24 protein-coding genes are annotated in these 23,621 nt (G+C 65.5%); 20 read left to right on the top strand and 4 right to left on the bottom strand.

What is annotated here, in order from left to right; genetic code table 11:
• Positions 1-373 precede the first annotated feature (373 nt).
• The 18 genes from NCR38_RS28380 to NCR38_RS28295 are packed head-to-tail and all read left to right on the top strand — an operon-like array spanning position 374 to position 17,325.
• Positions 374-1,069, top strand: a complete 696-nt coding sequence (locus NCR38_RS28380) for a beta-ketoacyl synthase chain length factor (protein WP_250478003.1) — start codon at positions 374-376, stop codon at positions 1,067-1,069.
• On the top strand, positions 1,056-1,847 hold the full coding sequence (locus NCR38_RS28375; protein ID WP_061118721.1) for a 1-acyl-sn-glycerol-3-phosphate acyltransferase: 792 nt from the start codon (positions 1,056-1,058) through the stop codon (positions 1,845-1,847). Before NCR38_RS28380 ends, NCR38_RS28375 begins: the two co-directional genes overlap by 14 nt.
• Positions 1,828-2,127 (top strand): phosphopantetheine-binding protein, encoded by a 300-nt coding sequence (locus NCR38_RS28370; RefSeq protein ID WP_061118720.1) that lies wholly within the window; start codon positions 1,828-1,830, stop codon positions 2,125-2,127. The genes NCR38_RS28375 and NCR38_RS28370 overlap by 20 nt, the downstream gene beginning before the upstream one ends.
• On the top strand, positions 2,124-2,381 hold the full coding sequence (locus tag NCR38_RS28365) for an acyl carrier protein (RefSeq protein ID WP_061118719.1): 258 nt from the start codon (positions 2,124-2,126) through the stop codon (positions 2,379-2,381). The genes NCR38_RS28370 and NCR38_RS28365 overlap by 4 nt, the downstream gene beginning before the upstream one ends.
• Positions 2,378-3,028, top strand: coding sequence for a hypothetical protein (locus tag NCR38_RS28360; protein ID WP_250478002.1), 651 nt, complete (start codon positions 2,378-2,380; stop codon positions 3,026-3,028). Before NCR38_RS28365 ends, NCR38_RS28360 begins: the two co-directional genes overlap by 4 nt.
• A complete protein-coding gene (locus NCR38_RS28355) occupies positions 3,025-4,728 on the top strand; it encodes an AMP-binding protein (protein WP_250478001.1) in 1,704 nt (567 codons plus the stop codon). Before NCR38_RS28360 ends, NCR38_RS28355 begins: the two co-directional genes overlap by 4 nt.
• The gene (locus tag NCR38_RS28350; protein WP_250478000.1) at positions 4,725-6,488 is read left to right on the top strand and encodes a glycosyltransferase; all 1,764 of its coding nucleotides are present in this window, start codon (positions 4,725-4,727) and stop codon (positions 6,486-6,488) included. The genes NCR38_RS28355 and NCR38_RS28350 overlap by 4 nt, the downstream gene beginning before the upstream one ends.
• Entirely contained in the window at positions 6,475-8,055 is a 1,581-nt protein-coding gene (gene hutH, locus NCR38_RS28345; RefSeq protein WP_250477999.1) for a histidine ammonia-lyase, read from the top strand. Before NCR38_RS28350 ends, hutH begins: the two co-directional genes overlap by 14 nt.
• Complete coding sequence (locus tag NCR38_RS28340; RefSeq protein ID WP_061118714.1) at positions 8,048-8,485, top strand: thioesterase family protein; 438 nt, start codon at positions 8,048-8,050, stop codon at positions 8,483-8,485. The genes hutH and NCR38_RS28340 overlap by 8 nt, the downstream gene beginning before the upstream one ends.
• Positions 8,473-9,108, top strand: a complete 636-nt coding sequence (locus tag NCR38_RS28335; RefSeq protein WP_250477998.1) for an outer membrane lipoprotein carrier protein LolA — start codon at positions 8,473-8,475, stop codon at positions 9,106-9,108. The genes NCR38_RS28340 and NCR38_RS28335 overlap by 13 nt, the downstream gene beginning before the upstream one ends.
• Positions 9,105-11,534, top strand: coding sequence for an MMPL family transporter (locus NCR38_RS28330; RefSeq protein ID WP_250477997.1), 2,430 nt, complete (start codon positions 9,105-9,107; stop codon positions 11,532-11,534). Before NCR38_RS28335 ends, NCR38_RS28330 begins: the two co-directional genes overlap by 4 nt.
• Entirely contained in the window at positions 11,531-12,712 is a 1,182-nt protein-coding gene (locus NCR38_RS28325; RefSeq protein ID WP_250477996.1) for a beta-ketoacyl-[acyl-carrier-protein] synthase family protein, read from the top strand. Before NCR38_RS28330 ends, NCR38_RS28325 begins: the two co-directional genes overlap by 4 nt.
• A 5-nt stretch (positions 12,713-12,717) precedes the next feature.
• Positions 12,718-13,200 carry a hotdog family protein gene (locus NCR38_RS28320; RefSeq protein WP_250477995.1) on the top strand — a complete coding sequence of 161 codons (483 nt, stop codon included), beginning with the start codon at positions 12,718-12,720 and terminating at the stop codon, positions 13,198-13,200.
• Entirely contained in the window at positions 13,197-13,922 is a 726-nt protein-coding gene (locus tag NCR38_RS28315) for a 3-ketoacyl-ACP reductase FabG2 (RefSeq protein WP_250477994.1), read from the top strand. Before NCR38_RS28320 ends, NCR38_RS28315 begins: the two co-directional genes overlap by 4 nt.
• Positions 13,922-15,148, top strand: a complete 1,227-nt coding sequence (locus NCR38_RS28310) for a beta-ketoacyl-ACP synthase (RefSeq protein WP_250477993.1) — start codon at positions 13,922-13,924, stop codon at positions 15,146-15,148. The genes NCR38_RS28315 and NCR38_RS28310 overlap by 1 nt, the downstream gene beginning before the upstream one ends.
• Positions 15,145-16,380 (top strand): beta-ketoacyl synthase, encoded by a 1,236-nt coding sequence (locus NCR38_RS28305; protein WP_250477992.1) that lies wholly within the window; start codon positions 15,145-15,147, stop codon positions 16,378-16,380. Before NCR38_RS28310 ends, NCR38_RS28305 begins: the two co-directional genes overlap by 4 nt.
• Before the next feature lie 59 nt (positions 16,381-16,439).
• Positions 16,440-16,865 (top strand): hypothetical protein, encoded by a 426-nt coding sequence (locus NCR38_RS28300; RefSeq protein ID WP_250477991.1) that lies wholly within the window; start codon positions 16,440-16,442, stop codon positions 16,863-16,865.
• Between the two features lie 25 nt (positions 16,866-16,890).
• Positions 16,891-17,325 carry a hypothetical protein gene (locus NCR38_RS28295; RefSeq protein ID WP_061118706.1) on the top strand — a complete coding sequence of 145 codons (435 nt, stop codon included), beginning with the start codon at positions 16,891-16,893 and terminating at the stop codon, positions 17,323-17,325.
• Positions 17,326-17,376: 51 nt separating this feature from the next.
• On the opposite strand, the gene NCR38_RS28290 is transcribed toward NCR38_RS28295, so the two are convergent.
• Entirely contained in the window at positions 17,377-18,117 is a 741-nt protein-coding gene (locus tag NCR38_RS28290) for a class I SAM-dependent methyltransferase (protein WP_250477990.1), read from the bottom strand.
• Positions 18,118-18,242: 125 nt separating this feature from the next.
• On the opposite strand from NCR38_RS28290, the gene NCR38_RS28285 reads away from it, so the two are divergent.
• Positions 18,243-19,490, top strand: coding sequence for an NAD(P)/FAD-dependent oxidoreductase (locus tag NCR38_RS28285; RefSeq protein WP_250477989.1), 1,248 nt, complete (start codon positions 18,243-18,245; stop codon positions 19,488-19,490).
• A 110-nt stretch (positions 19,491-19,600) separates the two neighbouring features.
• On the opposite strand, the gene NCR38_RS28280 is transcribed toward NCR38_RS28285, so the two are convergent.
• A complete protein-coding gene (locus tag NCR38_RS28280) occupies positions 19,601-20,056 on the bottom strand; it encodes a ribonuclease (RefSeq protein ID WP_250478015.1) in 456 nt (151 codons plus the stop codon).
• Positions 20,057-20,268: 212 nt separating this feature from the next.
• Between NCR38_RS28280 and bluB the strand changes: the two genes are divergently transcribed.
• Positions 20,269-20,919 (top strand): 5,6-dimethylbenzimidazole synthase, encoded by a 651-nt coding sequence (bluB, locus tag NCR38_RS28275; protein WP_250477988.1) that lies wholly within the window; start codon positions 20,269-20,271, stop codon positions 20,917-20,919.
• Positions 20,920-21,026: 107 nt separating this feature from the next.
• Here bluB and NCR38_RS28270 read toward each other — a convergent pair whose 3' ends face one another.
• Together NCR38_RS28270 and NCR38_RS28265 are read right to left on the bottom strand one after the other, a co-directional pair.
• Positions 21,027-22,163, bottom strand: coding sequence for a branched-chain amino acid ABC transporter substrate-binding protein (locus NCR38_RS28270; protein ID WP_250477987.1), 1,137 nt, complete (start codon positions 22,161-22,163; stop codon positions 21,027-21,029).
• A gap of 220 nt (positions 22,164-22,383) precedes the next feature.
• A complete protein-coding gene (locus NCR38_RS28265; RefSeq protein ID WP_250477986.1) occupies positions 22,384-22,749 on the bottom strand; it encodes a BON domain-containing protein in 366 nt (121 codons plus the stop codon).
• Between the last annotated feature and the right edge of the window lie 872 nt (positions 22,750-23,621).

Genomic DNA, 23,621 nt, shown 5'->3' with positions numbered 1-23,621 from the left:
AGCGGCGCGACTTCGTTCGGTATTAGCGACGCCATGCGCAGATCCATTGCATGAACTGCAACGCTGCGACTCCTCGCTCGCCGCGCTCTGTCGCAGCAAAGAGACGAACCCGCCACGAGCGACCAATTTTGATGTTCTCCGGTCTTGATGCTCGGTAGAATCGCGGCGAGCTAAAAAAGACCGAACGGGCGTCCCGGCGATTTCATCGCCGCACTCTAAATTATTCCAGCGTCGCGCCGTTAACCTGCTCGCAAGACAAACCAATCATTAGAAAAGTATCGGATGGCTCTGCCGCCGGGTGGAGCGCATCTACTCGTGTGTTCGTCGGCCGTCCAGCCTGAATACCATACGTTTCCGAGCGCGAACCACCGACATGCCCGATCTCCACTGGATCATTCCGGTTGCTCGCTCGTCAATATGGCCTGCCGCCGCATCCGTCGCCCCCGACATCGGCTTTATCGAGCCGTTGACGCGGCGCAGGCTCAGCACGCTGTCGCGCGCCGGGCTAAAGGTGGCGCACGACTGCGCAGCGCATGTGCCCGCAGTGCGTCTCGTCTTCGCTTCGCGTCACGGCGAACTGCGCCGCACGACCGACGTCCTGCACACCATGGATGCCGGCAAGACCGTTTCGCCCACGTCCTTCAGTCTGTCCGTGCTCAACACGATGACAGGTATCTTCGGCATCGTGCGCGGCGACCGCACCCCGGCCAGCGCGTTGTCGGCGGGCAATGAAACCCTCGGCTATGCCCTGCTCGAAGCCTACGCGCAATACGCTACGGACCCATCGAGTCCGGTGCTGCTCGTCTATGCCGACGAACCGGCCGATCCCGCATACGGCCCGGTCGAAGACGAAGTCGATGGCGGCGCCCTTGCGATCCTGCTCGATGCATCCGCGCAAACCGGTCGCCTCGAATGCGCGCGCAATGCGGCCAGCGACGATGCCGATACATTGCGCACGTCATTTCCGTCGCAAAGCGCGGCCGTGCAGCACTGTCTCGACACGCGCGCGTCGAGCGAATGGCATGGCATGAGCTCCACGTGGCAATGGTGCTGGCATGAAGGCGCTTGAATACCACTGGCGTCTCGTCGCGACGGCTCTCGCATTCGCCGCGTTCGGCGTCTGCGGACTCGGCTTCTCGCTGATCGTATTCCCGCTCGCCTCACTCTGGCCGCATCGGGACTCCAGACAGCGCATCATCGTCGCGATCATTCACACGTTTTTTCGCGCGCTCGTCGCCGTGCTCGTGCGCGTGGGCGTGATGACGCTCGACGTGCATGGCGCGCGCGCGCTCCGGCCCGACTCGCGGCGCGCGGCCATCGTCGTCGCCAATCACCCGACCTGGCTCGACGTGATGGTGCTGTTGTCGCTCACGCCGCGCGCATGCTGCGTCGTGAAGAGCGCGCACTGGAGCAATCCGTTCTTCTGGGGCGTGATGCGCGCGGCCGAGTACGTGAGCAATGCAGACCCCGTCGAACTCGTCGACGCGGGCGCGCGTCAACTGGCTCGCGGCTACACGATGATCATTTTTCCGGAGGGCACGCGCAGTCCGACACGCAACCGGATGCACGCGTTCTCACGCGGATTCGCGCACATGGCATTGCAGTCCGGCGCGCCGATCCTGCCCGTCCTGATGGACTGCGATCCGCCCGCGTTCACGAAAGACATGCGCTGGCACGACGTGCCCGAACGCGCGTTCCACATGCAAGTGAACGTGCTCGCGCCCCTGCGCGCCGACGAACTCGCCGCGCGCGACGAGCCGCCCGCGCTTGCCGCCCGGACGGTGACGAGCGCGATCGAAGCCCACATCACCCAGCATCTGATCGACTATGGATTCTTTAAAGCTTGAAATCAAACGGCTTCTGATCGAAGCCCTCGATCTCGAAGACATGCAGCCCGGCGACATCGACGACGACGCGCCGCTCTTCGAAACCGAAGGCGTCGGTCTCGACTCGATCGACGCGCTCGAGATCGGCATCGTGCTGCGCGAACACTATCAACTGAACATCGCGGCCAACGACGAGCACGCGCGAGAGCACTTCCGTTCGATCAACACGCTTGCCGCACTGGTGGCGAGCCAGCGCGAGCTCGCGCATGTGGTGGACGGATCCACGAAAGAAGGGGAATGACCGTGACCGGGAACGAGATCCTTGAGCGCATCCGCGCCATCTTCCACGAAAACTTCGCGATTGCGCCCGAGCGCGTGACGCCCGAGGCCCATCTCTTCGAAGAGCTCGATCTGGACAGCATCGACGCCGTCGACCTCGCGATCAAGCTGCAGGAAATGACGGGCCGCCGCATCAAGCCGGAAGAATTCAAGTCGGTGCGCACGGTCGCGGATGTGGTCGCCGCCGTCGAGTCGCTGCTCGTCGAGCAGGAATGATGCAATCGCAGACCGCGCGTGCGCAGAACCCCGATGCCGCCGATGCAAACTCGCGCGGCCGGACCGGCTTCGCGCTGAACGTCGTGCTCAAGCTCGCGTATCCGGCGGTGATTCTGGGCGCGTGGTTCTGGAACGCGCCGCGCTATGCCGGCTGCCTGCTGTTCGCGCTGATCTGGATGCAACGCTGCCTCGGCACGGGCATGGTCAGCGTATCGCTGCGCAGGCTCACGCGCGTCGACTGGATCGTGGCGTTCATGCTGAGCATCGCGTCCGCCGCAATCGTGTGGACCGACAGCGAACGCCTGCTGCACATCTATCCGTCCCTCGTCAATCTCGGCTTGCTGATCGCGTTCGGCGCGACGCTCGTGCGCGGCCCGTCGATGATCGAGAAGTTCGCGCGCATCGGCACGCCCGACCTGAGTAACGCCGCCGTGGTGCATACGCGCCGCGTCACGCAGATCTGGTGCGGCTTCTTCGCCGCGAACGGCCTGTTCTCGCTCTATACCGCGCTGTACTGGCAGCGCGAGGCATGGTCGCTTTACAACGGCGCGATCTCGTATGGACTCGTCGGCGCGCTGCTCGCCGGTGAAATCGCGTGGCGCTATCTCGTGATTCTGCCGCGCGCGCGGCGCGTGGAGGCGGCATGATCGCACTGCACGATGTGCTGCGCGTGCAACGCGATGCGCAGACGCCCGTCTGCCGCGACGACCGCGCCGGGACCGCGAACGACATCATCACGCATGCGGCATTCCTCGCGCGCACGGCGGCGCTCGTGTGGTGGCTGCGCGAGCAGCCGGCGCGCCGCTATGCCCTTTGCATCGACGATCCGTTCGACTTCGCCTGCGCGCTCTTCGCGCTGTTTGCGTGCGGCAAGGAGCCGGTGATTCCCGCGAGTTCCGCTCCCGGCTATCTCGCCGATCTCGCGAGCGCCTATGACGCCATGCTGACCGATGACGACATCCGCGCGCTGGCCGCAACGGAATCGATCACGCGCGCCATGCCGCCGGCGCCGATCGACCCGGGCGCGCCGCTCACGCTCTACACGTCCGGCAGCAGCGGCACGCCCAAGCCGATCCACAAGACGCTCGCCCAGTTCGATGCCGAAGTGCGCACGCTCGAACGCGAATGGGGCGCGCTTATCGGTGACGCGACCGTGCTCGCGAGCGTCCCGCATCGCCATATTTACGGGCTGCTGTTTCGCGTGATGTGGCCGCTCGCCGCGGGCCGTGCATTCGATCGCGCCGTGTGCGCGGAACCGACGCAAGTGCAGTCGCGCATCGCGCGCTGCGGCGGGACCGTGGTGGTGTCTTCGCCGGCGCAACTCGTACGCTGGGCCGCGCTCGCCGGTTTCGCGGAACTGACGCCTGCGCCGCACGTGTTCTTTTCATCGGGCGGGCCGCTCGCGGCCGACGCGGCGCACGGCTACGCGAGGGCGTTCGGCGATGCGCCCGTCGAGATTTACGGCAGCACCGAAACGGGCGGCATTGCGTGGCGCAGGCAGAATGAAACGCAGGCGTGGCGACCGCTCAGCGGCGTCGGCGTGCGCCGCGGGAACGACGGCGCGCTCGAAGTGCGCTCGCCCCATCTGGGCCACGACGGCTGGCATCGCACCGACGACGCGATTCTTCTCGACGACGACGGACGGTTTCGCCTGCAAGGCCGCCTCGACCGCGTGATCAAGCTCGACGGCAAGCGCGTGTCGCTGCCCGAAATGGAAGCACGGCTCGCGCTGCATCCGTATGTAGCGCAGGCGTGCGTCGTGCCGCTCGCGGGCGCATCGCGCGAACGCGTGGGCGCCGTGGTCGCGTTGAGCGATGCGGGCGGCGCCGCGTTGCGCGACGAAGGCCGCGTGGCACTCGCGAAGTCGCTGCGCCGTCATCTCGCCGCGTATTTCGACGTCGTGCTCTTGCCGCGCCGCTGGCGCTTTCGGATCGCGCTGCCGGTCGATGCGCGCGGCAAGCTGCCCGTCGCGTCGGTCGTGGCGGCCTTCGGCACCCGCGCCGAAGGCTTCGAATTGCTCTCGGAAGCACGCGACGGCGACAACTTGCGCTACGAGTTGCGCGTGCCGTCGACGCTCGCGCATTTCGGCGGACATTTCCCGGATCTGCCGATCCTGCCGGGCGTCGTGCAGGTCGACTGGGCCATCCGGCTCGCATCGGAGCATGTCGCGGGAACGCGCGACACCGCATCGGTCGATCGTCTCAAGTTCATGGCGCCCGTGCCGCCCGGCGCGGTGCTCGACCTGCGGATCGCGCACGATACGGCGCGCCGCCGCATGCAGTTCGCGTATCGGCTGAACGGGCGCGACTGCTCGTCGGGCGTGGTCGTCTATCGGGAGCACGCATGAGCGGCGCGAACCTGCGGACCTGCATCGTCATTCCGATTTACAACCACAAGGAAGCGATCGGCGACACCGTCTCGCGCCTCGCCGTGCACGGCCTGCCGATGTTCGTCGTCGACGACGGCAGCGACGCGGCCACGCAAGCGGTTCTCGCGCAGATCGTCGGGCAATACGGCGAACAGATTACGCTGCTGCGTCTGCCCGTCAACGGCGGCAAGGGCGCGGCCGTGATGGCGGGCCTGCGCGAGGCGCGGCGCGCGGGCTACACGCATGCGTTGCAGATCGACGCCGACGGCCAGCATGACGCGAACGACGTGCCGCGCTTTCTCGCGGCCGCGCGCGCCGAACCGGGCGCGGTGATCCTCGGGCGTCCCGTCTACGACGAGAGCGTGCCGAAGTCGCGTCTCTATGGCCGTTACGTGACGCACGTGTGGGTATGGATCGAAACGCTGTCTTTCACGATCCGCGATTCGATGTGCGGCTTTCGCCTGTACCCGCTCGATGCGGTCTGCGCGCTCATCGACAGCGTGCGAATCGGCACGCGCATGGACTTCGACATCGAAATTCTCGTGCGGCTGCACTGGCGGCGGCTCGCATTCCGCACCGTGCCGACGCGCGTCACTTACGCGACGGACGGCATCTCGCACTTCGACGTCCTGTGGGACAACGTGCGCATCAGCGCGAGCCATGCGCGGCTCGTATGCGGCATGCTGCTGCGTCTGCCGATGCTCCTCGCGCACAAGGCGATGCCGCGCAAGACGTCCGCCGCCGCGCGGGCCGAGGGCGGCTGGTGGCGCGTCGCCGAGCGCGGCAGCCGGCTCGGCATGGCGCTGCTCGCGCTCAGTTGCCGTTTCTGCGGCGTGCGCGTCACGGGGCTGTGGCTGCATCCGGTCGTCGGCTATTTCCTGCTGACGGGACGCGCTGCACGGGCGGCGTCGCATCGCTACTTCGCGCATCTGGAGCACGCCGCGCCGGGCGAGCGCACGCCGCGTCCGGGCTGGCGTTCGGCGTACCGGCAGATGTTCGCCTTCGCGCAATCGGGGCTCGACAGGTTCGCCGCGTGGTCGGGCCGCATCGCCGACGACGCGCTCGTGTTCGACGAGCCCGCCGCGTTTGAAGCGCTCGTCGCGAGCGGGCGCGGCGCGCTCGTGATCGGCGCGCATCTCGGCAATCTCGAAATGACGCGGGCACTCGCGGTGCGCAACGGCCGCGCGAAGGTGACGGCCATCGTCTACACGGAGCACGCGAAGCGCTTCAACAGCGTGCTGTCGTCGGCGAACGCGGACTTCGCCAGCCGGCTCATGCAGGTGAGCGACTTCGGCCCCGAGACGTCGATGATGATGAAGGAACGCATCGACGCGGGCGAATTGCTCGTGATCGTCGGCGATCGCGTGCCCGCGCGCGAATCGGGCCGCACGACGGACGCGCGCTTTCTCGGCGCGACGGCCCCGTTCGCACAAGGGCCGTATGTGCTCGCGCACGCGCTCGGCTGTCCGGTCTATCTCTTTTTCTGCTTGAAGGAGCGCGATGCGGACGGTGGCACGCGGCATCGACTGTACTTCGAGCCGTTCGCGGAGCGCATCGCGTTGCCGCGCCGCGAGCGCAGCCAGCACATCGCGGCGTGGGCGCAGCGCTATGCGTCGCGTCTCGAACACTATTGCCGCAAGGCACCCTATCAATGGTTCAATTTCTTCGATTTCTGGGCGCGCCCCGGCAAGACGATGACGCAAGGCGCAGCGCCCGGAGGGAACGATGTCCGAGCATGATCTGATCGACGGCCTGCGCGTGCAGACGGTGACTTTCGGCGGCCGACGCCTGACGATCGAAGAAGTGGTCTCGATCGCCACGCGCCGCACGCCGGTCGCACTGAATCGCGATCCCGCCTGGCGCGCGCGCATCGAGCGCGGCGCGGCGTTCCTGCGCCGTCATCTCGCGGCCGGCAAGACCGTGTACGGCGTGAACACCGGCTACGGCGACGCGTGCGTCGTCGATGTGCCGATGGCGCTCGTCGAAGCGCTGCCGCTGCAGCTCACGCGCTATCACGGTTGCGGCATGGGCGCATATCTCGACGATGAAGCGACGCTCGCCGTGATCGCCGCGCGACTCAATTCGCTGGCGTACGGGTTCTCCGGCGTGCGTCTCGTGCTGCTCGAACGGCTCGCCGACCTCATCAATCATCGCGTGTTGCCGCGCATTCCGTCGGAAGGTTCGGTCGGCGCGAGCGGCGATCTGACGCCGCTGTCGTATGTCGCGGCGGCGCTCGTCGGCGAGCGCGACGTGATGTTCGACGGCGCCTTGCGCGATGCCGCGGGCGTGTGGTCCGCGCTCGGCGTGACGCCGCTCGCACTCGCGCCGAAGGAAGGGCTCGCACTGATGAACGGCACCGCGGTGATGACCGGCCTCGCGTGTCTCGCATTCGCGCGCGCGCGTCATCTCGCACGTCTTGCCGCGCGTCTCACGGCGCTGTCGACGCTGGCGCTCGACGGCCGCGCCGCGCACTTCGATGCGACGATCTTTGCGGTGAAACCGCACGCGGGCCAGGCCGAAGCCGCCGCATGGATCCGCGCCGATCTCGCGGGCCGCGACGACACGCCGGGCCATCGCCTGCAGGACCGCTATTCGATTCGCTGCGCGCCGCACGTGATCGGCGTGGCGGGCGACGCGCTCACGTGGATGCGCCGCGACATCGAGAACGAACTGAACAGCGCGAACGACAACCCGCTGATCGACCCGGACGAAGAGCGCGTGCTGCACGGCGGCAACTTCTACGGCGGGCATATCGCCTTCGCGATGGACGCGCTGAAGACAGCCGTCGCCAATCTCGCGGACCTGATGGACCGCCAGCTCGCATTGATCGTCGACGACAAGTTCAACAACGGCCTGCCGCGTAATCTGACGGGCGCGACGCACGCGCGCGCGCCGATCAATCACGGCTTCAAGGCCGTGCAGATATCGGCGTCCGCGTGGACGGCCGAGGCGCTCAAGCACACGATGCCCGCGAGCGTGTTCTCACGCTCGACCGAAGCGCACAACCAGGACAAGGTCAGCATGGGCACGATTGCCGCGCGCGACTGCCTGCGCGTGCTCGAACTGACGGAGCAGGTCGCCGCCGCGCATACGCTAGCCGCCGTCCAGGCGTTGAACCTGCGTCTGCGTCTCGATTCTGAAACGCCCGTGCCCGCGCCGCTGCGCGAATTCGCGGCAACGATCGCATCGATTTCGCCGTTCGTCGCCGAAGACCGCGCGCTCGAGCACGATCTGCGCGCGTTGACGGCACGCATCGCAGCATGCGCGCTGGTCGATGTCAGTGCAGAGGAGCCCCGTCATGGCTGAGATGATGCAAACCCGCACGCTCAAGGCGAGCGCGATCGTCGAAGTGCAGTTTCACGACGTCGATGCGATGAACGTGTGCTGGCACGGCCACTATCTCAAGTATTTCGAAGCGGCACGTTCGGCGCTGCAACGCGCGTTCGATTACGACTATCGCGAGATGCAGGCGTCGGGTTATGTGTGGCCGGTCGTCGAGGCGCATCTGAAATACGTGCGTCCCGCGACCTACGGGCAGCGCATCGAAGTGCGCGCGGAACTGCTCGAATACGAGAACCGGCTGAAGATCGGCTATGAACTTGTCGATTGCGAGACCGGCCAGCGGCTGACCAAAGGCTACACGATCCAGGTCGCCGTCGATGCAGCCACGCAGGAATTGCAGTTCGTCTCGCCGCCCGTGGTGTTCGAGAAGCTGGAGCGCGTATGGGCGCGTTGACGATATTCCGCGCGCTGCTCGTCGCGCTGCTGGTCGCCGCAGCGCCCGCGCAGGCCGCGAACGGCAATTCCGCGCTCGTCTCGCAAGTGACGTCCCGCCTTGCGCAGATGAAGGGCGTCCGCGCGCAATTCACGCAGACACAGACGCTCTCCGCGATGAAACAGCCGCTCGTCAGCACGGGCATGCTCGTGTTCGAGCGCGATCGCGGGGTGATCTGGCGCGTGGACACGCCTTACGCAGCGACCTACGTCATCACGGACGCGGGCGTCGCCGAGGTCGATGCGAACGGCCGTCGCATCCGCACGAAAAGCGCGCAAGGCGTGCGCGGCGTCGCGCAGGTATCGAAGATGATGCGCGCGATGCTCGGCGGCGATCTGTCCGCGCTCTACTCGCAGTTCGATGTCGATGCTGAAGGCTCGGCGTCGGACTGGACGCTCGGCCTGAAGCCGAACCAGCCGCAACTCGCGCAGGCGATCAAGGGCCTGCACATGACGGGCGGCGCGTTTTTGCGCAGCCTGCGAATCGATCTCGCGAATGGCGACGTCACGCGCATCGAGTTCACGAAGAGCGAAGCGGCCGACGATCTGCCGCCCGCGGAACGTACCTTGCTGAGCGCGCCGTGACATCCCGGCTCTTCCAACGCCCGGCGACCTCGCTGTGGCGCGTTCGCGCCGCATGGCTCGCGCTCACGCTCGTCGCGGTGCTGTATTGCGCGCATCGTTTCAGCGGGCCGTCCCCGCTGGAGACCAACCTGCTCGCGCTGCTGCCCGCGACGGAAGCGAATCCCGTCGCCGAAAGGGCAGTCGCTCAGCTCGCGAACGCGCTCGGGGACCGCACGGTGTTTCTCGTGTCGAGTCGTGACGCGGATCACGCGAAGGCCGCCGCCAGGCGGCTCGGCGCGACGCTGCAGGAGAGCGGCGCGTTCGCGTCCGTGACGGCGGAGCTGCCGCCGTTCGATATCGCGCAAATCGGGGCGCTCTACGCGCCGTATCGCTTCGGCCTGCTGACGCGCGACGACCGCGACGCGCTCGCGCACTCGTCCGGCGGAGCGGCATCGCTGCGCGACGCGCTGATGCAGCGCATCTACAACCCCGTGCGCGGCCCGCTCGCGACGCAACTCGCCGACGATCCGTTCGGCTGGCTCGAGCACTGGCTGTCGGATCTGCCGCTCGCGACATCGAATCTCGATCTCGAAGACAACATGCTGGTCGCACATCGCGGCGGCACGACGAGCGTGCTCGTCGACACGACGCTGCACGGCTCCGCATACGAGTCGCGCGTGCAGCGCTCGGTGCTGTCCGCGGTGTCGCAGGCTCAGGCGTCATTGCGGTCCGCATGGCCCGACGCGTCCGTCGCGCGGGCGGGCGCCGTGTTCCATGCGGAGTCGGCGCGGCGCGCTTCGGAGCGCGAGGTGCATCTGATCGGCATCGCGTCCGCGTGCGGCATCGCGCTGCTGATGCTGTGGGTGTTTCGCTCGCCGCGTCTGCTGCTGCTCGGCTTCCTGTCCACCGCGCTCGGCGTCGCCTGCGCGCTGGCCCTCACGCTGGCCGTGTTCGGCAAGCTGCATCTGCTGACGCTGGTGTTCGGCGCGAGCCTGATCGGCGAGGCCGTCGATTATTCGATCCAGTACTTCGTCGTCTATCTGGGTGCGCCGCGCGGCTGGGATGCGAAGCGCGGCGCGCGCTCGGTGCGGCCCGCGCTCTCCGTGGCGCTCGCCACCAGCCTGCTCGGCTACGCGATCCTCGCGTGGGCGCCGTTTCCCGCGCTCAAGCAGATCGCCTGTTTCGCGATGACGGGCATCTGCGTCGCGTTCGCCTCGGTCATGTGGCTGCTGCCCACCCTGCTGCCCGCATCGATTCGAAAGGGGCCGAAGGCCACGCAGCGGCGTCTTTTCGCGCGCGCGGAAGTGCTGCTCGCGCGCTGGCAGCGCGCGATCGGCGGGAAGGGTTCGTGGGCCGTCGCCATCGTGCTCGTCGCCATCTGCGCGCCGGGCTGGCTGATGCTCACGAGCGACGACGATATCCATCTGCTGATCCAGCGCGATCCGGCCCTCGTCGCGCAGGAAAATCAGGTGCGCGACGCGGTCGGCATCGACAACACCGCGCAGTTCTTCGTGGTGCAGGGCGCCACGCAGGACAGCGTGCTGGAACGCGCGGAAGCGCTGGGTGCGAAGCTCGACGCGCTGCCGGGCGATCAGTCGGTGGATGGCTGGCGCTCGGTCACGCAGTTCGTGCCGTCGGCGCGGCGTCAGGGCGAAGACCGCGCGCTGCTCGCCCGACACGTCTTCGCCGATCCCGCCGCCATGCGCGCGACGCTGCTGCAGGCTGGCTTTCGCGACGACATCGCAGACGCATGGATCGGCTCCTTCGCGGAATCGGACGGGCAGCCGCTGACCGTCGAGCGCTGGCTCGCGGCGCGCTGGTCCAGGCCCTTCGCCCATTTGTGGCTTGGCGCGGTCGATGCAAACGGGCAGCGCGGCTACGCGGCCATCGTGATGCCGCGCCGCGTGACGCCGCAGAATCTGCCCGCGCTGATCGCGACCGCGCACGCGATGGAAGGCGTCGCGTTCGTCGACAAGGCCGCGAGCGTGTCGAAGCTGTTCGGCGAATATCGCGTCGATAGCGGCATGTGGCTCGGCGGCGCGCTGCTGCTCGTGCTCGTGCTGGTGATCGCGCGCTATCGCCTGCGCGGCGGCATCGCGATCATCCTGCCCGTGCTGCTCGCCGTCGGCGTCACGCTCGCAGCATTCGGCTATGCGCACGTGCCGCTTAATCTGTTCAACTGCCTCGCGCTGATGCTGGTGCTCGGCGTCGGCGCGAATTACGCGGTGTTTCTGCGCGAAGGGTGCCTGCGTGACGGTGCCGACCTCGGCGCGGTCTGGACCGGCGTGCTGCTTTCGGCCGCGACGACGCTGCTGTCGTTCGGCATGCTCGGCATGAGCGCCATGCCCGCGCTGAAGAGCTTCGGCGTCACCCTCACGCTCGGCATTCTGGTGGCGGTGCTGCTCGCGCCGATGGGCATGCCAACCGAAGGGAGAAAACACGCATGACGCTGCCGTCTGTGTATCTGCATGCGCTCGGCATGATCAACGCGCTCGGCAACGACACCGATGCAATCGTGTCCGCGCTCGCCGCATCACAATCGCCGGGCATGGGACCGATGCCCATGAGAACCGGTGACGCGTTCGTCGGCCGCGTACTCGCGCCGCTCGACATCGCGCCGCCCGCGGCACTCGAACGCTTCGATTGCCGCAACAACCGCCTGCTGCTCGCGGCGCTGGAACGCATCCGCGCCGAGATCGAGGCGGCGCGCGAGCGTTACGGCTCCGCGCGCATCGGCGTGGTGCTCGGCACGAGCACGTCGGGCGTCGGCGCGGCGGAAGAGGCATTCGCGCATCGCACGAAGACGGGCGCTTTTCCTGACAACTTCGACTATCGGCAGATGGAAATCGGCACGGCCGCGCCGTTCGCGGCGGCCGCGCTGAACGTGCAAGGTCCGGCGTTCACGGTATCGACCGCGTGCACGTCGAGCGCGAAGGCGTTCGCGGCCGCGCGCCGTCTGCTGCAACTGAATCTGTGCGACGCGCTGATCGTCGGCGGCGTCGACACGCTGTGCGAGCTCACCGTGCAGGGCTTCGCGTCGCTCGATTCGGTCAGCCTCGCGCGCACGAATCCGATGAGCCGCAACCGCAACGGCATCAACGTCGGCGAAGGTGCGGCGGTGTTTCTCATGACGCGCGACGAAGGCGCCGTGCGTCTTGCCGGCGTCGGCGAATCGAGCGACGCGTATCACGTATCGGCGCCCGATCCGCAAGGCGTCGGCGGCGAAACGGCGCTGCGAACGGCGCTGGCGGATGCGGGCGTGACGCCCGCCGACATTGGTTACGTGAACATGCACGCGACGGCCACGCGCAAGAACGACGAAATGGAAGCGCATCTGATGGCGCGCGTGTTTCCGGACGGCGTGCCTGCAAGCGGCACCAAACCGTTCACGGGCCATCTGCTCGGGGCGGCGGGCGCGACGGAGCTCGGCTTCGCGTGGCTCACGCTCGCGCGCGATGACGTGACGTTGCCGCTGCATCGCTGGGACGGCGAAGCCGATGCCGCGTTGCCCGTTCTCGACCTCGTCGAGACGGAGCGCCGCCTCGCCCCGGCGGGCACGCGCCATGTGATGAGCAATTCGTTCGCATTCGGCGGCAGCAATGTCAGCCTGGTTCTGGCGGGTTGACGATTATGACTATCAGCGACACGAACAACACGACCTTTCCGCCGATCGAATCGATCATTCCTCATCGCGGCACGATGCTGCTGATAGAGGCCGTCACGTCGTACGGCGACGAGACGCTGACGGCGCACGCGAGCGTGCGGCCCGACGCATGGTATGCGGACGAGCGCGGCGCGATGCCGGCGTGGATCGGCATCGAACTGATGGCGCAGAGCGTGGCCGCGCACGTTTCGCTGTGCGCGATGCGCGCGGGCGGGCGGGCGCGCCCCGGTTTGCTGCTGGGTACGCGCAGCTATCAGGCGCACGCGAGCGCGTTCGCGCGCGGCGCGCAGCTCGTGATCCGCGTGCGCGAAGTGCTGCGCAGCGAGGAAGGCCACGGTGCGTATGAATGCACGATCGAGCATGACGGCGAGCGTTATGCCGATGCCGTCATCAAAGTATTTCAGCCGCATGATTTTCAGACGTTCATCGAAGGGAGCGTGAGCGCATGAGCCGTCGAGTTCTCATAACGGGCGCAAGCCGCGGTATCGGCCGCGCCGTTGCTTATCAACTGGCCGCGGACGGGTTCGCCGTTTCCGTGCATTGCCGCACGGGCCGCGCCGAAGCCGAGGCGGTGACCGCGGGCATCGCCGCGCAGGGCGGCTCGGCGCGCGTCATGCAGTTCGACGTGCGCGACCGCGCCGCCTGCCGCGCGGCGCTCGAAGCAGACGTCGCCGCCCACGGCCCGTACTACGGCATCGTGTGCAGCGCGGGCGTGACGCGCGACGCCGCGTTCCCCGCGCTCACCGGGGAAGACTGGGACGTCGTGATCGAAACCGGTCTCGACGCGTTCTACAACGTGATCCATCCGCTGACGATGCCGATGGTCCGCGCGAAGCAGGGCGGCCGCATCGTGACGATCGCATCGGTGTCGGGCGTGATCGGCAATCGCGGCCAGGTCAACTACAGCGCCGCGAAGGCCGGGCTGATCGGCGCGACCAAGGCGCTCGCCGTCGAGCTCGCGTCGCGCAAGGTCACGGTGAATTGCGTGGCGCCGGGGCTGATCGAGACCGGCATGCTGGACGACGTGCCGGTCGAGCAGGTACTGAAGACAGTGCCGATGAACCGCGTCGGCCAGCCGGGCGAGGTGGCGGCCGTGGTCGGCTTCCTGATGTCGGATGCGGCGTCGTATGTGACGCGCCAGGTGATCGGCGTGAACGGCGGGATGATCTGATGAAACGAGTCGTCATTACGGGCATGGGCGGCGTCACCGCGCTGGGCGATTGCTGGAGCGATGTCGAGTGCGGGCTGAAGGCGGGCCGCAACGCGGTGCGCCGCATCGACGAATGGGACTTCTTCGAAGCGCTGCATACGCGTCTCGCGTGTCCGCTGCCCGCGTTCGCGCAGCCCGCCGACTGGCCGCGCAAGAAGACGCGTTCGATGGGTCTCGTGTCCATGTATGCGGTGCGCGCGAGCGAACTCGCGCTCGCGGACGCGGGCCTTGCCGGCGACGCGTCGATCGGCGACGGGCGCATGGGCGTGGCATACGGTTCGTCGTCCGGCTCGGTCGCGCCGATCCGCGCGTTCGGCACGATGCTCAACACCGGCTCGATGACCGACGTCACGTCGAACAGCTACGTGCAGATGATGCCGCACACGACCGCCGTCAACGTGAGCCTGTTCTGGGATCTGAAGGGACGTGTCATCCCGGCGTCGTCGGCGTGCGCGTCGGGCAGCCAGGCGATCGGCTTTGCGTACGAAACCATCGCGACGGGCAAGCAGACGATGATGCTCGCGGGCGGCGCGGAAGAACTCTCGGGGCCGGCTGTCGCCGTGTTCGACACGCTCTACGCGACGAGCACGCGCAACGATGAGCCGCAGCTCACGCCGCGCCCGTTCGATGCGAAACGCGACGGTCTCGTGGTCGGCGAGGGCGCGGCGACGCTCGTGCTCGAAGAATACGAACACGCGAAGGCGCGCGGCGCGACGATTCACGCGGAGATCGTCGGCTTCGGTTGCAACTCGGACGGCGCGCACATCACGCAGCCGACCGCGAGCACGATGGCGCACGCGATGCGACTCGCACTGGAAGACGCGCGGCTCGACGCGCAGGCGATCGCCTACGTGAACGCGCACGGCACATCGACTGATCGCGGCGATGTCGCGGAAAGCCAGGCGACCGCACAGATTTTCGGCGAGCGCATGCCGATCAGTTCGCTCAAGAGCTATGTCGGGCACACCCTCGGCGCGTGCGGTGCAATCGAGGCGTGGTGGACCATCGAGATGATGAAGCGCAACTGGTACGCGCCGACGCTCAATCTCACCGAGATAGATCCCGCGTGCGCGCCGCTCGATTACATCAGGGGCGAAGCACGGGCGATCGACGCGGAATACGTGATGAGCAACAACTTCGCGTTCGGCGGCATCAATACGTCGTTGATTTTCCGGCGCGGTCGATGAGCGGGACGCGGGTCATGCGGCGCGTCGTCGTGACGGGCATGGGCATCGTCTCGTGTCTCGGCAATTCGCTCGATGCGGTGAGCCAGGCATTGCGCGAAGGTAAAAGCGGCGTGACGCGCATCGACGCGTGGCGCGAGCGCGGCTTTCATTCGCAGGTCGCGGCGGTGGCGTCGGTCGCTCACGAGCCGCCGTTCGACCGCAAGCTGGAGCGCTTCATGGGCGACACGGCGCGCTTCGCGTGTCACGCGACGAAGAAGGCCATCGACGATGCGCGGCTCGACGACGCCACGCTGCGCTCGCCGAAGACGGGCGCGGTTATCGGCTCGGGCGTCGGCGCGATGGCGGAATATGACGCGGCGATCGCCGCGGTGCGGGCGCACGGCATGGACAGAACGCCGCCGTACACGGTGCCGCGCGCGATGAGCAGCACCGCGTCGGCGAACGTCGTGCAGACCTTCGGCATCGAGGGCGTCGCGTATTCGCCTTCGTCGGCGTGCACGACGTCCGCTCTGGCGATCGGGCAGGCGATGCAGCTCATCCAGACCGGAAGGCAGCACGTGGTGCTCGCGGGCGGCAGCGAGGCGCTGCACGACAACATGACGCTGATGTTCGATGCGATGCATGCGCTCTCGCGCGGCTTCAATGACACCCCGGCGCGCGCCTCGCGTCCTTACGACGCGGCGCGCGATGGCTTCGTGATGGGCTCCGGCGCGGGCGTGCTGGTGCTCGAATCGCTCGATCATGCGCGGGCGCGCGGCGCGCGCATCTACGCGGAACTGGCGGGCTTCGGCGAGGCCACCGACTGTGCGGGCATGGTGTCGCCGCACAGCGGCGGCATCGCGCGGGCATTGCGCATGGCGCTCGGTGAAGCGGGCGACATCGACGAATGGCCCGAGTACATCAATACGCAGGCACCGTCCACGCCGCTCGGCGATGCCGAAGAACTGCGCGCGTTGCGCGACGTGTTCGGCGCGCAGGTGCCGCCGTTCTCGTCGACCAAGGCGATGACGGGGCATCCGCTCGGCGCGTGCGGCGCGCACGAAGCGATCTACACGCTGCTGATGATGCGCGATGGTTTCATCGCGGGAACGGGGATAGTCGAGTCGCCCGACCCGCTCGTGCGCGATATGCCGCTCGTTCAGACCACGCGCGAGGCGCGCATCGACCGCGCGATGTCGGTGTCCTTCGGCTTTGGCGGAAGCTGCGCGGCCGTGGTCTTCAGGAATGTTTGACCGGTGCCCGTCGGTGCAATGACGGGCGTGATTCAAAAGCAACCAAGAGTGACCCAAGAATGAGAACCAGAATCGTCCTCGGCGTGATGGCCGGCATCGTGATATCGCAAGCCGGATGCACGACGCAGATCCGCTCGCTGCCGATGCCTGCCGACGTGCTCGCGCAAAACAAGCAGGGCGTGGCGCTGTATTTCAGCGACGAGTCCCATGCGAACGTGAAGAAGCTGATCGAAACCAAGGAAGTGCGCGTGCGTCTGCCGCGCGAGATGAGCGGTCAGGAAGCGACGTGCAACATGGCGCTCGGCAAGGCGCTTCAGCAGTTGCGCGACTATGCGGGCGCGCACCAGGCGAACGCAGTCGTCAACGTGACGACGCGCTTCCAGCACACGGAAACGTCGTCATCGAAGGAGTTCACGTGCGGGGCGAGCAACAACGGCTCGACGCTCGCCGTGCGCGGCGATGTCGTGCAGCTCGACGCCCAATAAGTACATAACCAGGAGGATCAACATCATGAAGCGTCAGATGATCTGCGCGACGGTATTCGCGTGCTTGCTGTCGTCGCACGCGTTCGCGCGCGATTCGGTCGCGAACTATTCCGTCGACTCCGCACTGAAGAGCGAAGGCGGCAAGGTCGATCAGGACATACCGCTGTATTTCGCGGGACAGCCGCATCCCGGCGTCGCGAAATCGTTCGGTGAATTCGCAACGAACAAGAAGACCAACGCGTTCGGCAAGAGCGATGAGACGGCGTGCCAGCACGTGTTTCTGTCGGCGGTGCTGGAGTTGCAGGACCGCGTGCGCAAGGAAGGCGGCAATGCGGTCATCAACATCAGGAGCAACTACCGCAACGTCGAGCGCGAAAGCGCGACGGAGTTCACTTGCGGCGCGGGTGCGATTGTCGCAGGCGTCGCGCTGAAGGGCGAAGTAGTGACGCTGAAGAAGTAACGCGGGACCGGGCTGCGGCGCGCACGTCGAATGGCGCGCCGCGCTTCGCACTCAGCCGCTCTTGACGGCCGCGACATTGACAAGCGTCTCGCGCCGCTTGCCGGGCTTCGGCGTATAGAGGCCGATGCGCTCCAGCAGTCCGAAGTCCTTCGCGCGGCTCCACCACAAGTAGGGCAGCGACACGTTGCGGGAATCGAAGCTGAAGCCGCCGTTGCGGATCATGTCGAGATAGCCGTCCGCGCTCTTTTGCACGTGCATCGGATGACGGAATAGCAGCCGGATGACCCAGGACTTGATGTACGCGTCCGTGGATTCGGCGAACAGTAGTACGCCGCCGGGCTTGAGCACGCGGCGGAACTCGGCGAGCGCGCGTTCCTGCTCGACGAGATGATGAAACGTTTGATGGCAGAAGACGATATCCGTGCTGGCATCGCCTAGCGGCAGATTCGCGCAGTCGCCATGCAGCACTTCGATGCGTGTGGCGGCGGTGTCGGCATTGTCTTCGCAGGCTTGCGCGGCTTTCGCGGCGAGCGCGAGCGATGGCTCGTGGAAATCGATGCCGACGATCCGTCGCGGTGTGAACGCTTTTGCAAGCAGGCGAAATGAAATGCCCTGGCCGCAGCCGACATCGACGATCGTGGGACGAACGGGCAGCGGGCCGTCGATCAGGCCTTTGAGGTCGTTGATGGCGACGCGCAGCACATGATGTTCCCACGTATGCGTGCGCAGGAACCAGACGCCGAACGCCGTTTCAGAAACGAACGGCACGCTGGATGATTCGGTGTTCTGCACAATTGAATCCGGTAATGAAGTAGAAGTTGAATCTTTGATACGAGGCGGCTCGATTGTAATCGCTGATTCGTCGCGCAAACGTCGTATTTGCCCTACGGTTCGAAGTCCGCTTCAAGGGAATAGCAATGAATAAGGAATGTTCAATGAATGCCTCCGTCGATGTCGCCATCATCGGAGCCGGCCCTTCGGGCGCGGTCGCCGCGGCGTTGCTGCGAAAAGCGGGGCGTTCGGTGCTCGTGCTCGAACGGCAGCACTTTCCGCGCTTTTCGATCGGCGAGAGTCTCTTGCCGCAAAGCATGGCGTATCTCGAAGAGGCCGGCATGTTGCAGGACATCGTGGAAGCCGGCTTTCAGTACAAGAACGGGGCGCACTTCGTCCATCGCAATCAGGCGTCGGCTTATGATTTCCGCGACAAGCATTCAGACGGCTGGGGCACGACATTCCAGGTCGAGCGCGCGGTGTTCGACGATCTGCTGATCCGTCGCGCGGCGAAGCAGGGCGCCGAAGTGCGTTTCGGCCATACGGTGCTCGAGATGAAAACCGGGAACGCGCCCGTGCTCGAAGTTGCCGACGAGGCGGGCACTCGATACCAGGTGCACGCGCGCTTCGTGCTCGATGCGAGCGGTTTCGGCCGCGTGCTGCCGCGTCTCTTGAACCTCGAAGCGCCCACGCGCATGCCGACGCGCGCCGCGATCTTCACGCACGTGCGTGACGGCATTCCTGTCGATGCGCACGATCGCAGCAAGATCACCGTCGCCGTGCATCCCGAGCATCGTGACGTGTGGTACTGGATGATTCCGCTGGCGAACGGACGTTCCTCCGTCGGATGCGTGGCGGAAGCGGCGTTTCTCGACGTGCCCGAAGCGCAGCGCGAGGCGAAGCTCCGTGCGTTGATCCGCAGCGAACCGACGCTGAATCGTCTGATCGGCGATGCGCCTTTTCTAATGCCCGTGCGTCATATCGGCGGATATTCGGCGAACGTAGAGCGGCTGCATGGTCCCGGCTACGCGCTGCTCGGCAATGCGGGCGAGTTTCTGGACCCCGTGTTTTCGTCGGGCGTGACGATCGCGTTGCGATCGGCGCATCTCGCCGCCGAGACGCTGAAGCGTCAGTTGAACGGCGAGGTCGTCGATTGGCAGGCGCAATACGACTGGCCGCTGCGCAAGGGCATCGACACGTTTCGCGCCTTCGTCGAGAACTGGTACACAGGGAAGCTGCAGGACATCATCTTTGCGCGCGAGCAGACGCCGGCGATACGCCGAATGATCAGCGCGGTGCTGGCCGGCTACGCGTGGGATGAGACGAATCCTTATGTCGTCGAGCCGGTGCGGCGGTTGAACACCTTGCATGAGGTATGCACGCGACGCGAGTGACGGGCCTGTGGAGCGATGATCGGCTTCGGCGGACGAACGAGGGTTCTCGATCGGCGGCGCGCCGCGGAAGTGTGTTGGCACGGTCCGCGGTTTGCCGCGCCCGCTAGTCCTCATTCCCCAATGCGCTTGAAGCTGACGTAGTAATCGTCGGTGTAATAGCACTCGCCGGTTTGCCCGCGCGGTCCGCCGCATACGATCCGGCGCTGTCCGCGATCGGTCGAGCCGGGCGTGCGGACCGTGTATGCGTGGTAGTAGCCGCGCGGATGCTTCGGCAGCAAGAGCGCACTGTTGCGGAACACGACGCCGTCCTCGCTAAAAGGATACGGGCCGCCCGCCTTGATCAGCCGCAGTGTCTCCGCTGCTTCGCCGGGTAGCTGCGCCTTGGCGATAGCGCCCAGCGCACCGGATGCGGAGGGTATATCGCTCGCGCCCTGCGCCGGCTGGACCGGCGCCTGGCTCGCGGATGCGCCCGATGCCTCCGTAGCGTTTTGCGATCCCCCTTTGCCGCATCCGCCGACAATCGCGCTCGAGGCAACGATGCAGCAGAAAACCCACGCATTCTTCACGAAACGGTTCTCCACGCGTTGACGGGATTCGACGACCAGGATGGATGTAAAGGTATCGCTAATAGCGGGGCGAATCAATGTTCGGCTGCGATTTGGCGGCTTTTGTAGGACAAGCAGGTTGAGTGCCACACCGCGTGGGAAGGCTTCTCGGGCGAGTTCCAAAGCCCCCGCAGTATCATGCTTGTCCACGAGTTGAACCTTCGCCGAAATCCATGGAAAAAGCATTCAGCGAGGCGGATCGCGAAGCGGTCTACCGCGCCATTCACGAGCGTCGCGACATGCGTCACTTCGTGAGCGACCCCATCGCGCCGCCCGTCATGCAGCGGCTCATCGACGCGGCGCTGCATGCGCCGAGTGTCGGCTTCATGCAGCCTTGGCGCATCGTGCGCATCACGTGTGCGCACCGTCGTGCGCAGTTGCGGGACGCTGTCGAACGAGAACGCCTGCTCACAGCCGATGCCCTCGGCGAGCGGCGCGATTCGTTCATGCGACTCAAGGTGGAGGGCCTGCGTGACTGTGCCGAGGTGCTCGTCATGGCCCTGATGGACGGCCGCGAGAACCATGTATTCGGACGGCGCACACTTCCCGAAATGGACCTCGCTTCGGTAGCCTGCGCGATCCAGAACATGTGGCTCGCCGCACGCGCGGAAGGACTCGGAATGGGCTGGGTTTCCCTGTTCGATCCCCAGGAAGTCGCCGCGTTGTTGAGTATGCCCGTGGGCGCGAGACCCATCGCGATTCTCTGCGTGGGACATGTCGAACACTTCTACGATGCACCGATGCTCGAGACCGAGCATTGGGCGAAGCGCCGTTCCATCGAAGAATGCGTCTTCGAGAACGAATGGCCGTCAGCGAAGGATTAGGCAGCGCGGCCGTCTAATGACAACCACTTTATCCACAGATTCTGTGGATAAAGCTGTGCATACCGGTCGTCGAAGGTCGATAAAACTGCTACATGCGGCGACCTTCTTTACTTCTCCGCGCCGATGGTCGTCACCGGTTGCCATTTCATCGACTTCACCTGATAAAGCGTCGATGTCGGGTTATTCAGATCTCCGTATTTATCGAATGAAATATGTCCGGTGATACCGTTGTATTGAATCGTACGGAGAGTCTGCATGAACACGGCAGGCTTCACGGAATTCGCCTGTTTCATCGCGGTAATGGCAAGCCACGCGCAGTCATAGGCGAATGGCGCATAGGTCAGCGTTTCCGCGCCGAAGCGTTTCTTGAATTTCTCCGCGAACGCGCGGCCTTCGGGTAAGGAATCGACGGGCCGGCCGTATTCCCAGGCCATTGCGCCTTCCGCCGCGCTTCCCGCGGAACTGATGAAGACGCTATCGGCGATCCCGCCGCTTCCGACAAACTGTGCGCGTATGCCGAGCTGCTTCATGCGCTTGACGATCAGGCCCGCCTGCGCGTCGAGCCCGCCGAAATACAGAAGATCGGCGTTGGCCGCTTTGATGTTCGTGAGTTGCGCGTTGAATTCGACGGCTTTGTCGTTGGTGTATTCCTCCGATACGATCTGGCCGCCGGCCGCTTTCACGGCCTTCTTGAATTCCTCGACCGCGCCTTGTCCGAAGGCGGTCCGGTCGTCCATCACGGCGATGCGCTTGGCTTTCGTCACGTTGACGGCATACGTGCCGGCGTTGCCGGAGTTCTGCGTGTCGGTCGCGATGATGCGAAACACATTGTTCAACCCCTGCCGCGTGATGGCCGGATTCGTTGCCGCCGGATCGATCAGCGGAATGCCCGCGCGCGCGAATATCGGCGAGGAAGGAAGTGCCACGCCTGAGTTGTAGTAGCCGACCACGGCCACGACGCCGTCGTCGACGAGCTTCTGCGCCACCTGAACGCCGATGCGCGGATCGCCCTGATCATCGACGGAAGCAAGCTCGAACTGAACCGGCTGTCCGCCGATGTTCATGTGTTGAGCGTTCGCCTCTTCCACAGCCAGACGCACGCCGTTTTCGATGTCCTTGCCATTGGCCGCGCCCATGCCCGTGAGCGGCGCGGAAACACCTATACGAACGTTTTGCTGCGCACTGGCTACGAGCGGGGCGATGCAGAGCGCGGTCGCCGCGAGAAGGGAAAGGATCGTTTTCATGACAGGGCACTCGTTGGAGGAATGTCACGCGGTCGAGCCAGTACAGCGAGTCTGCCGCTTTGCGAGTCACTATATCGCCAATGTTCCCGGTTCAAGACATGTTTCGGAAGGCATTGATACGCCCAGCGACATCAAGCTCCGCAGAGACATGCCGCATCGTTATCCGCCGTGGACCGGCATGAATTCTCGTTGCCGATCCACGTGGCGAAGCAGGCCTGACTTATTGCCCGATTTCGCGGATCGTCAGCGCGTTCCTGACGGACGTCACCCCGGCCGTCGCCTTGGCCGCTTCGGTTGCCTGGTCGATTTGCGCGGCATCGGGGACGGTGCCCGCGAGCGTCACAGCGCCGCCGTTCGCACGAACCGATATGTTCGATGTACTCAAACCCTTTACCTTGGTGAGGCTCTTGCGCACATCCTTGGCGAGCTGCCTGTTGGCCGCTTTGGTCGATTTCGCGCTCGGCGCGGCCGGTGCCGCCGATGCGGCGCCGCTGCTCTGGGCGTAGGCGCTCACGATTCCCAAGTTGAACGATGCGGCGATCACGAGGATGCTGGCCGCCACGGCGAGTGGTTTTCGTGCATTCATTGTGAATCTCCCTTTTGACGAGGTTGTTCAAACGCACTGGACGATGGACATTGCCCTCGCACGCGGACGGCGGCAAGCCCGGGAAGTGCGCTGGGAAGTAAAGATACGCCGATCTGCGCGGTATTGTCAGGTGAGCGTTCTGATATCGCGCGTGGCTGAATACTGCTTGTTGCGGCCAATTTGCGGCGCATCAATGTTGACGTCGACGACCGAAAGAGCAACCGATTGGTACGATGAATCGGCTCGGTATCGGCAGAGCCAACTTCTATTCTTTTCTCGCCTAACTGCCCGTACAGACGTAACGCCATTTCGCAGCGTTGACATCGATGCGCGCATCGTCCCGAAGCCGCTTTTCGGCGCGATCCAAATCCGCTTGCCGCAAGGACTCGGCTCGCGCTTTCTGGGTTATCGAAACTTCCGGCTTTCTGAACTGCGTAGCGGGGTAGACCGAGGGTTGCTTTTGCATATTGATGCCCATAAGAAGGAGGTCGTTGACACAGAGGCTTCGATGCACGACGAAAAAGAAAAAGGGGCGTCAGGCGCCCTTTCGCGCGCAGCGTCCTACGCGGATTTCCTGGACATGATGTCGACCGCCCACGAAACTTCATTCACTCGCAGCGATGCGGCCGGCCGCGCAAGGGTGCGCCGAATGAACCGACAAAGCAAGGACAATCGTCGGATCGTTCATGTAAAGGCCGCGTTTGCACGGTATGCGGCCAACTCTCGAAATAGATCGCGACAGCAACCGCGAACAGGTCCAAAATGGCCGATAGAGCGACCTGTTCATGGTCGCCGAACAGGGGTGGAAAAATGGCAAAGGGTCAATTACGTGGTAATCGCGAGGCGAAAAAGCCCAAGCAACCGAAGAAAAT

This window comes from Caballeronia sp. INML1, from assembly GCF_023631085.1.
Taxonomy (GTDB): domain Bacteria; phylum Pseudomonadota; class Gammaproteobacteria; order Burkholderiales; family Burkholderiaceae; genus Caballeronia; species Caballeronia turbans.
Note: the sequence above shows the minus strand (reverse complement) of the source record. Positions and strands in the feature narration are given on the sequence as shown.

Excerpts from the sequence above, each read along its gene's own strand:
- NCR38_RS28380 (WP_250478003.1), top strand. The coding sequence starts at position 374 with ATGCCCGATCTCCACTGGATCATTCCGGTTGCTCGCTCGTCAATATGG.
- NCR38_RS28375 (WP_061118721.1), top strand. The coding sequence starts at position 1,056 with ATGAAGGCGCTTGAATACCACTGGCGTCTCGTCGCGACGGCTCTCGCA.
- NCR38_RS28370 (WP_061118720.1), top strand. The coding sequence starts at position 1,828 with ATGGATTCTTTAAAGCTTGAAATCAAACGGCTTCTGATCGAAGCCCTC.
- NCR38_RS28365 (WP_061118719.1), top strand. The coding sequence starts at position 2,124 with ATGACCGTGACCGGGAACGAGATCCTTGAGCGCATCCGCGCCATCTTC.
- NCR38_RS28360 (WP_250478002.1), top strand. The coding sequence starts at position 2,378 with ATGATGCAATCGCAGACCGCGCGTGCGCAGAACCCCGATGCCGCCGAT.
- NCR38_RS28355 (WP_250478001.1), top strand. The coding sequence starts at position 3,025 with ATGATCGCACTGCACGATGTGCTGCGCGTGCAACGCGATGCGCAGACG.
- NCR38_RS28350 (WP_250478000.1), top strand. The coding sequence starts at position 4,725 with ATGAGCGGCGCGAACCTGCGGACCTGCATCGTCATTCCGATTTACAAC.
- hutH (WP_250477999.1), top strand. The coding sequence starts at position 6,475 with ATGTCCGAGCATGATCTGATCGACGGCCTGCGCGTGCAGACGGTGACT.
- NCR38_RS28340 (WP_061118714.1), top strand. The coding sequence starts at position 8,048 with ATGGCTGAGATGATGCAAACCCGCACGCTCAAGGCGAGCGCGATCGTC.
- NCR38_RS28335 (WP_250477998.1), top strand. The coding sequence starts at position 8,473 with ATGGGCGCGTTGACGATATTCCGCGCGCTGCTCGTCGCGCTGCTGGTC.
- NCR38_RS28325 (WP_250477996.1), top strand. The coding sequence starts at position 11,531 with ATGACGCTGCCGTCTGTGTATCTGCATGCGCTCGGCATGATCAACGCG.
- NCR38_RS28320 (WP_250477995.1), top strand. The coding sequence starts at position 12,718 with ATGACTATCAGCGACACGAACAACACGACCTTTCCGCCGATCGAATCG.
- NCR38_RS28315 (WP_250477994.1), top strand. The coding sequence starts at position 13,197 with ATGAGCCGTCGAGTTCTCATAACGGGCGCAAGCCGCGGTATCGGCCGC.
- NCR38_RS28310 (WP_250477993.1), top strand. The coding sequence starts at position 13,922 with ATGAAACGAGTCGTCATTACGGGCATGGGCGGCGTCACCGCGCTGGGC.
- NCR38_RS28305 (WP_250477992.1), top strand. The coding sequence starts at position 15,145 with ATGAGCGGGACGCGGGTCATGCGGCGCGTCGTCGTGACGGGCATGGGC.
- NCR38_RS28300 (WP_250477991.1), top strand. The coding sequence starts at position 16,440 with ATGAGAACCAGAATCGTCCTCGGCGTGATGGCCGGCATCGTGATATCG.
- NCR38_RS28295 (WP_061118706.1), top strand. The coding sequence starts at position 16,891 with ATGAAGCGTCAGATGATCTGCGCGACGGTATTCGCGTGCTTGCTGTCG.
- NCR38_RS28285 (WP_250477989.1), top strand. The coding sequence starts at position 18,243 with ATGAATAAGGAATGTTCAATGAATGCCTCCGTCGATGTCGCCATCATC.
- bluB (WP_250477988.1), top strand. The coding sequence starts at position 20,269 with ATGGAAAAAGCATTCAGCGAGGCGGATCGCGAAGCGGTCTACCGCGCC.
- NCR38_RS28270 (WP_250477987.1), bottom strand. The coding sequence starts at position 22,163 with ATGAAAACGATCCTTTCCCTTCTCGCGGCGACCGCGCTCTGCATCGCC.
- NCR38_RS28265 (WP_250477986.1), bottom strand. The coding sequence starts at position 22,749 with ATGAATGCACGAAAACCACTCGCCGTGGCGGCCAGCATCCTCGTGATC.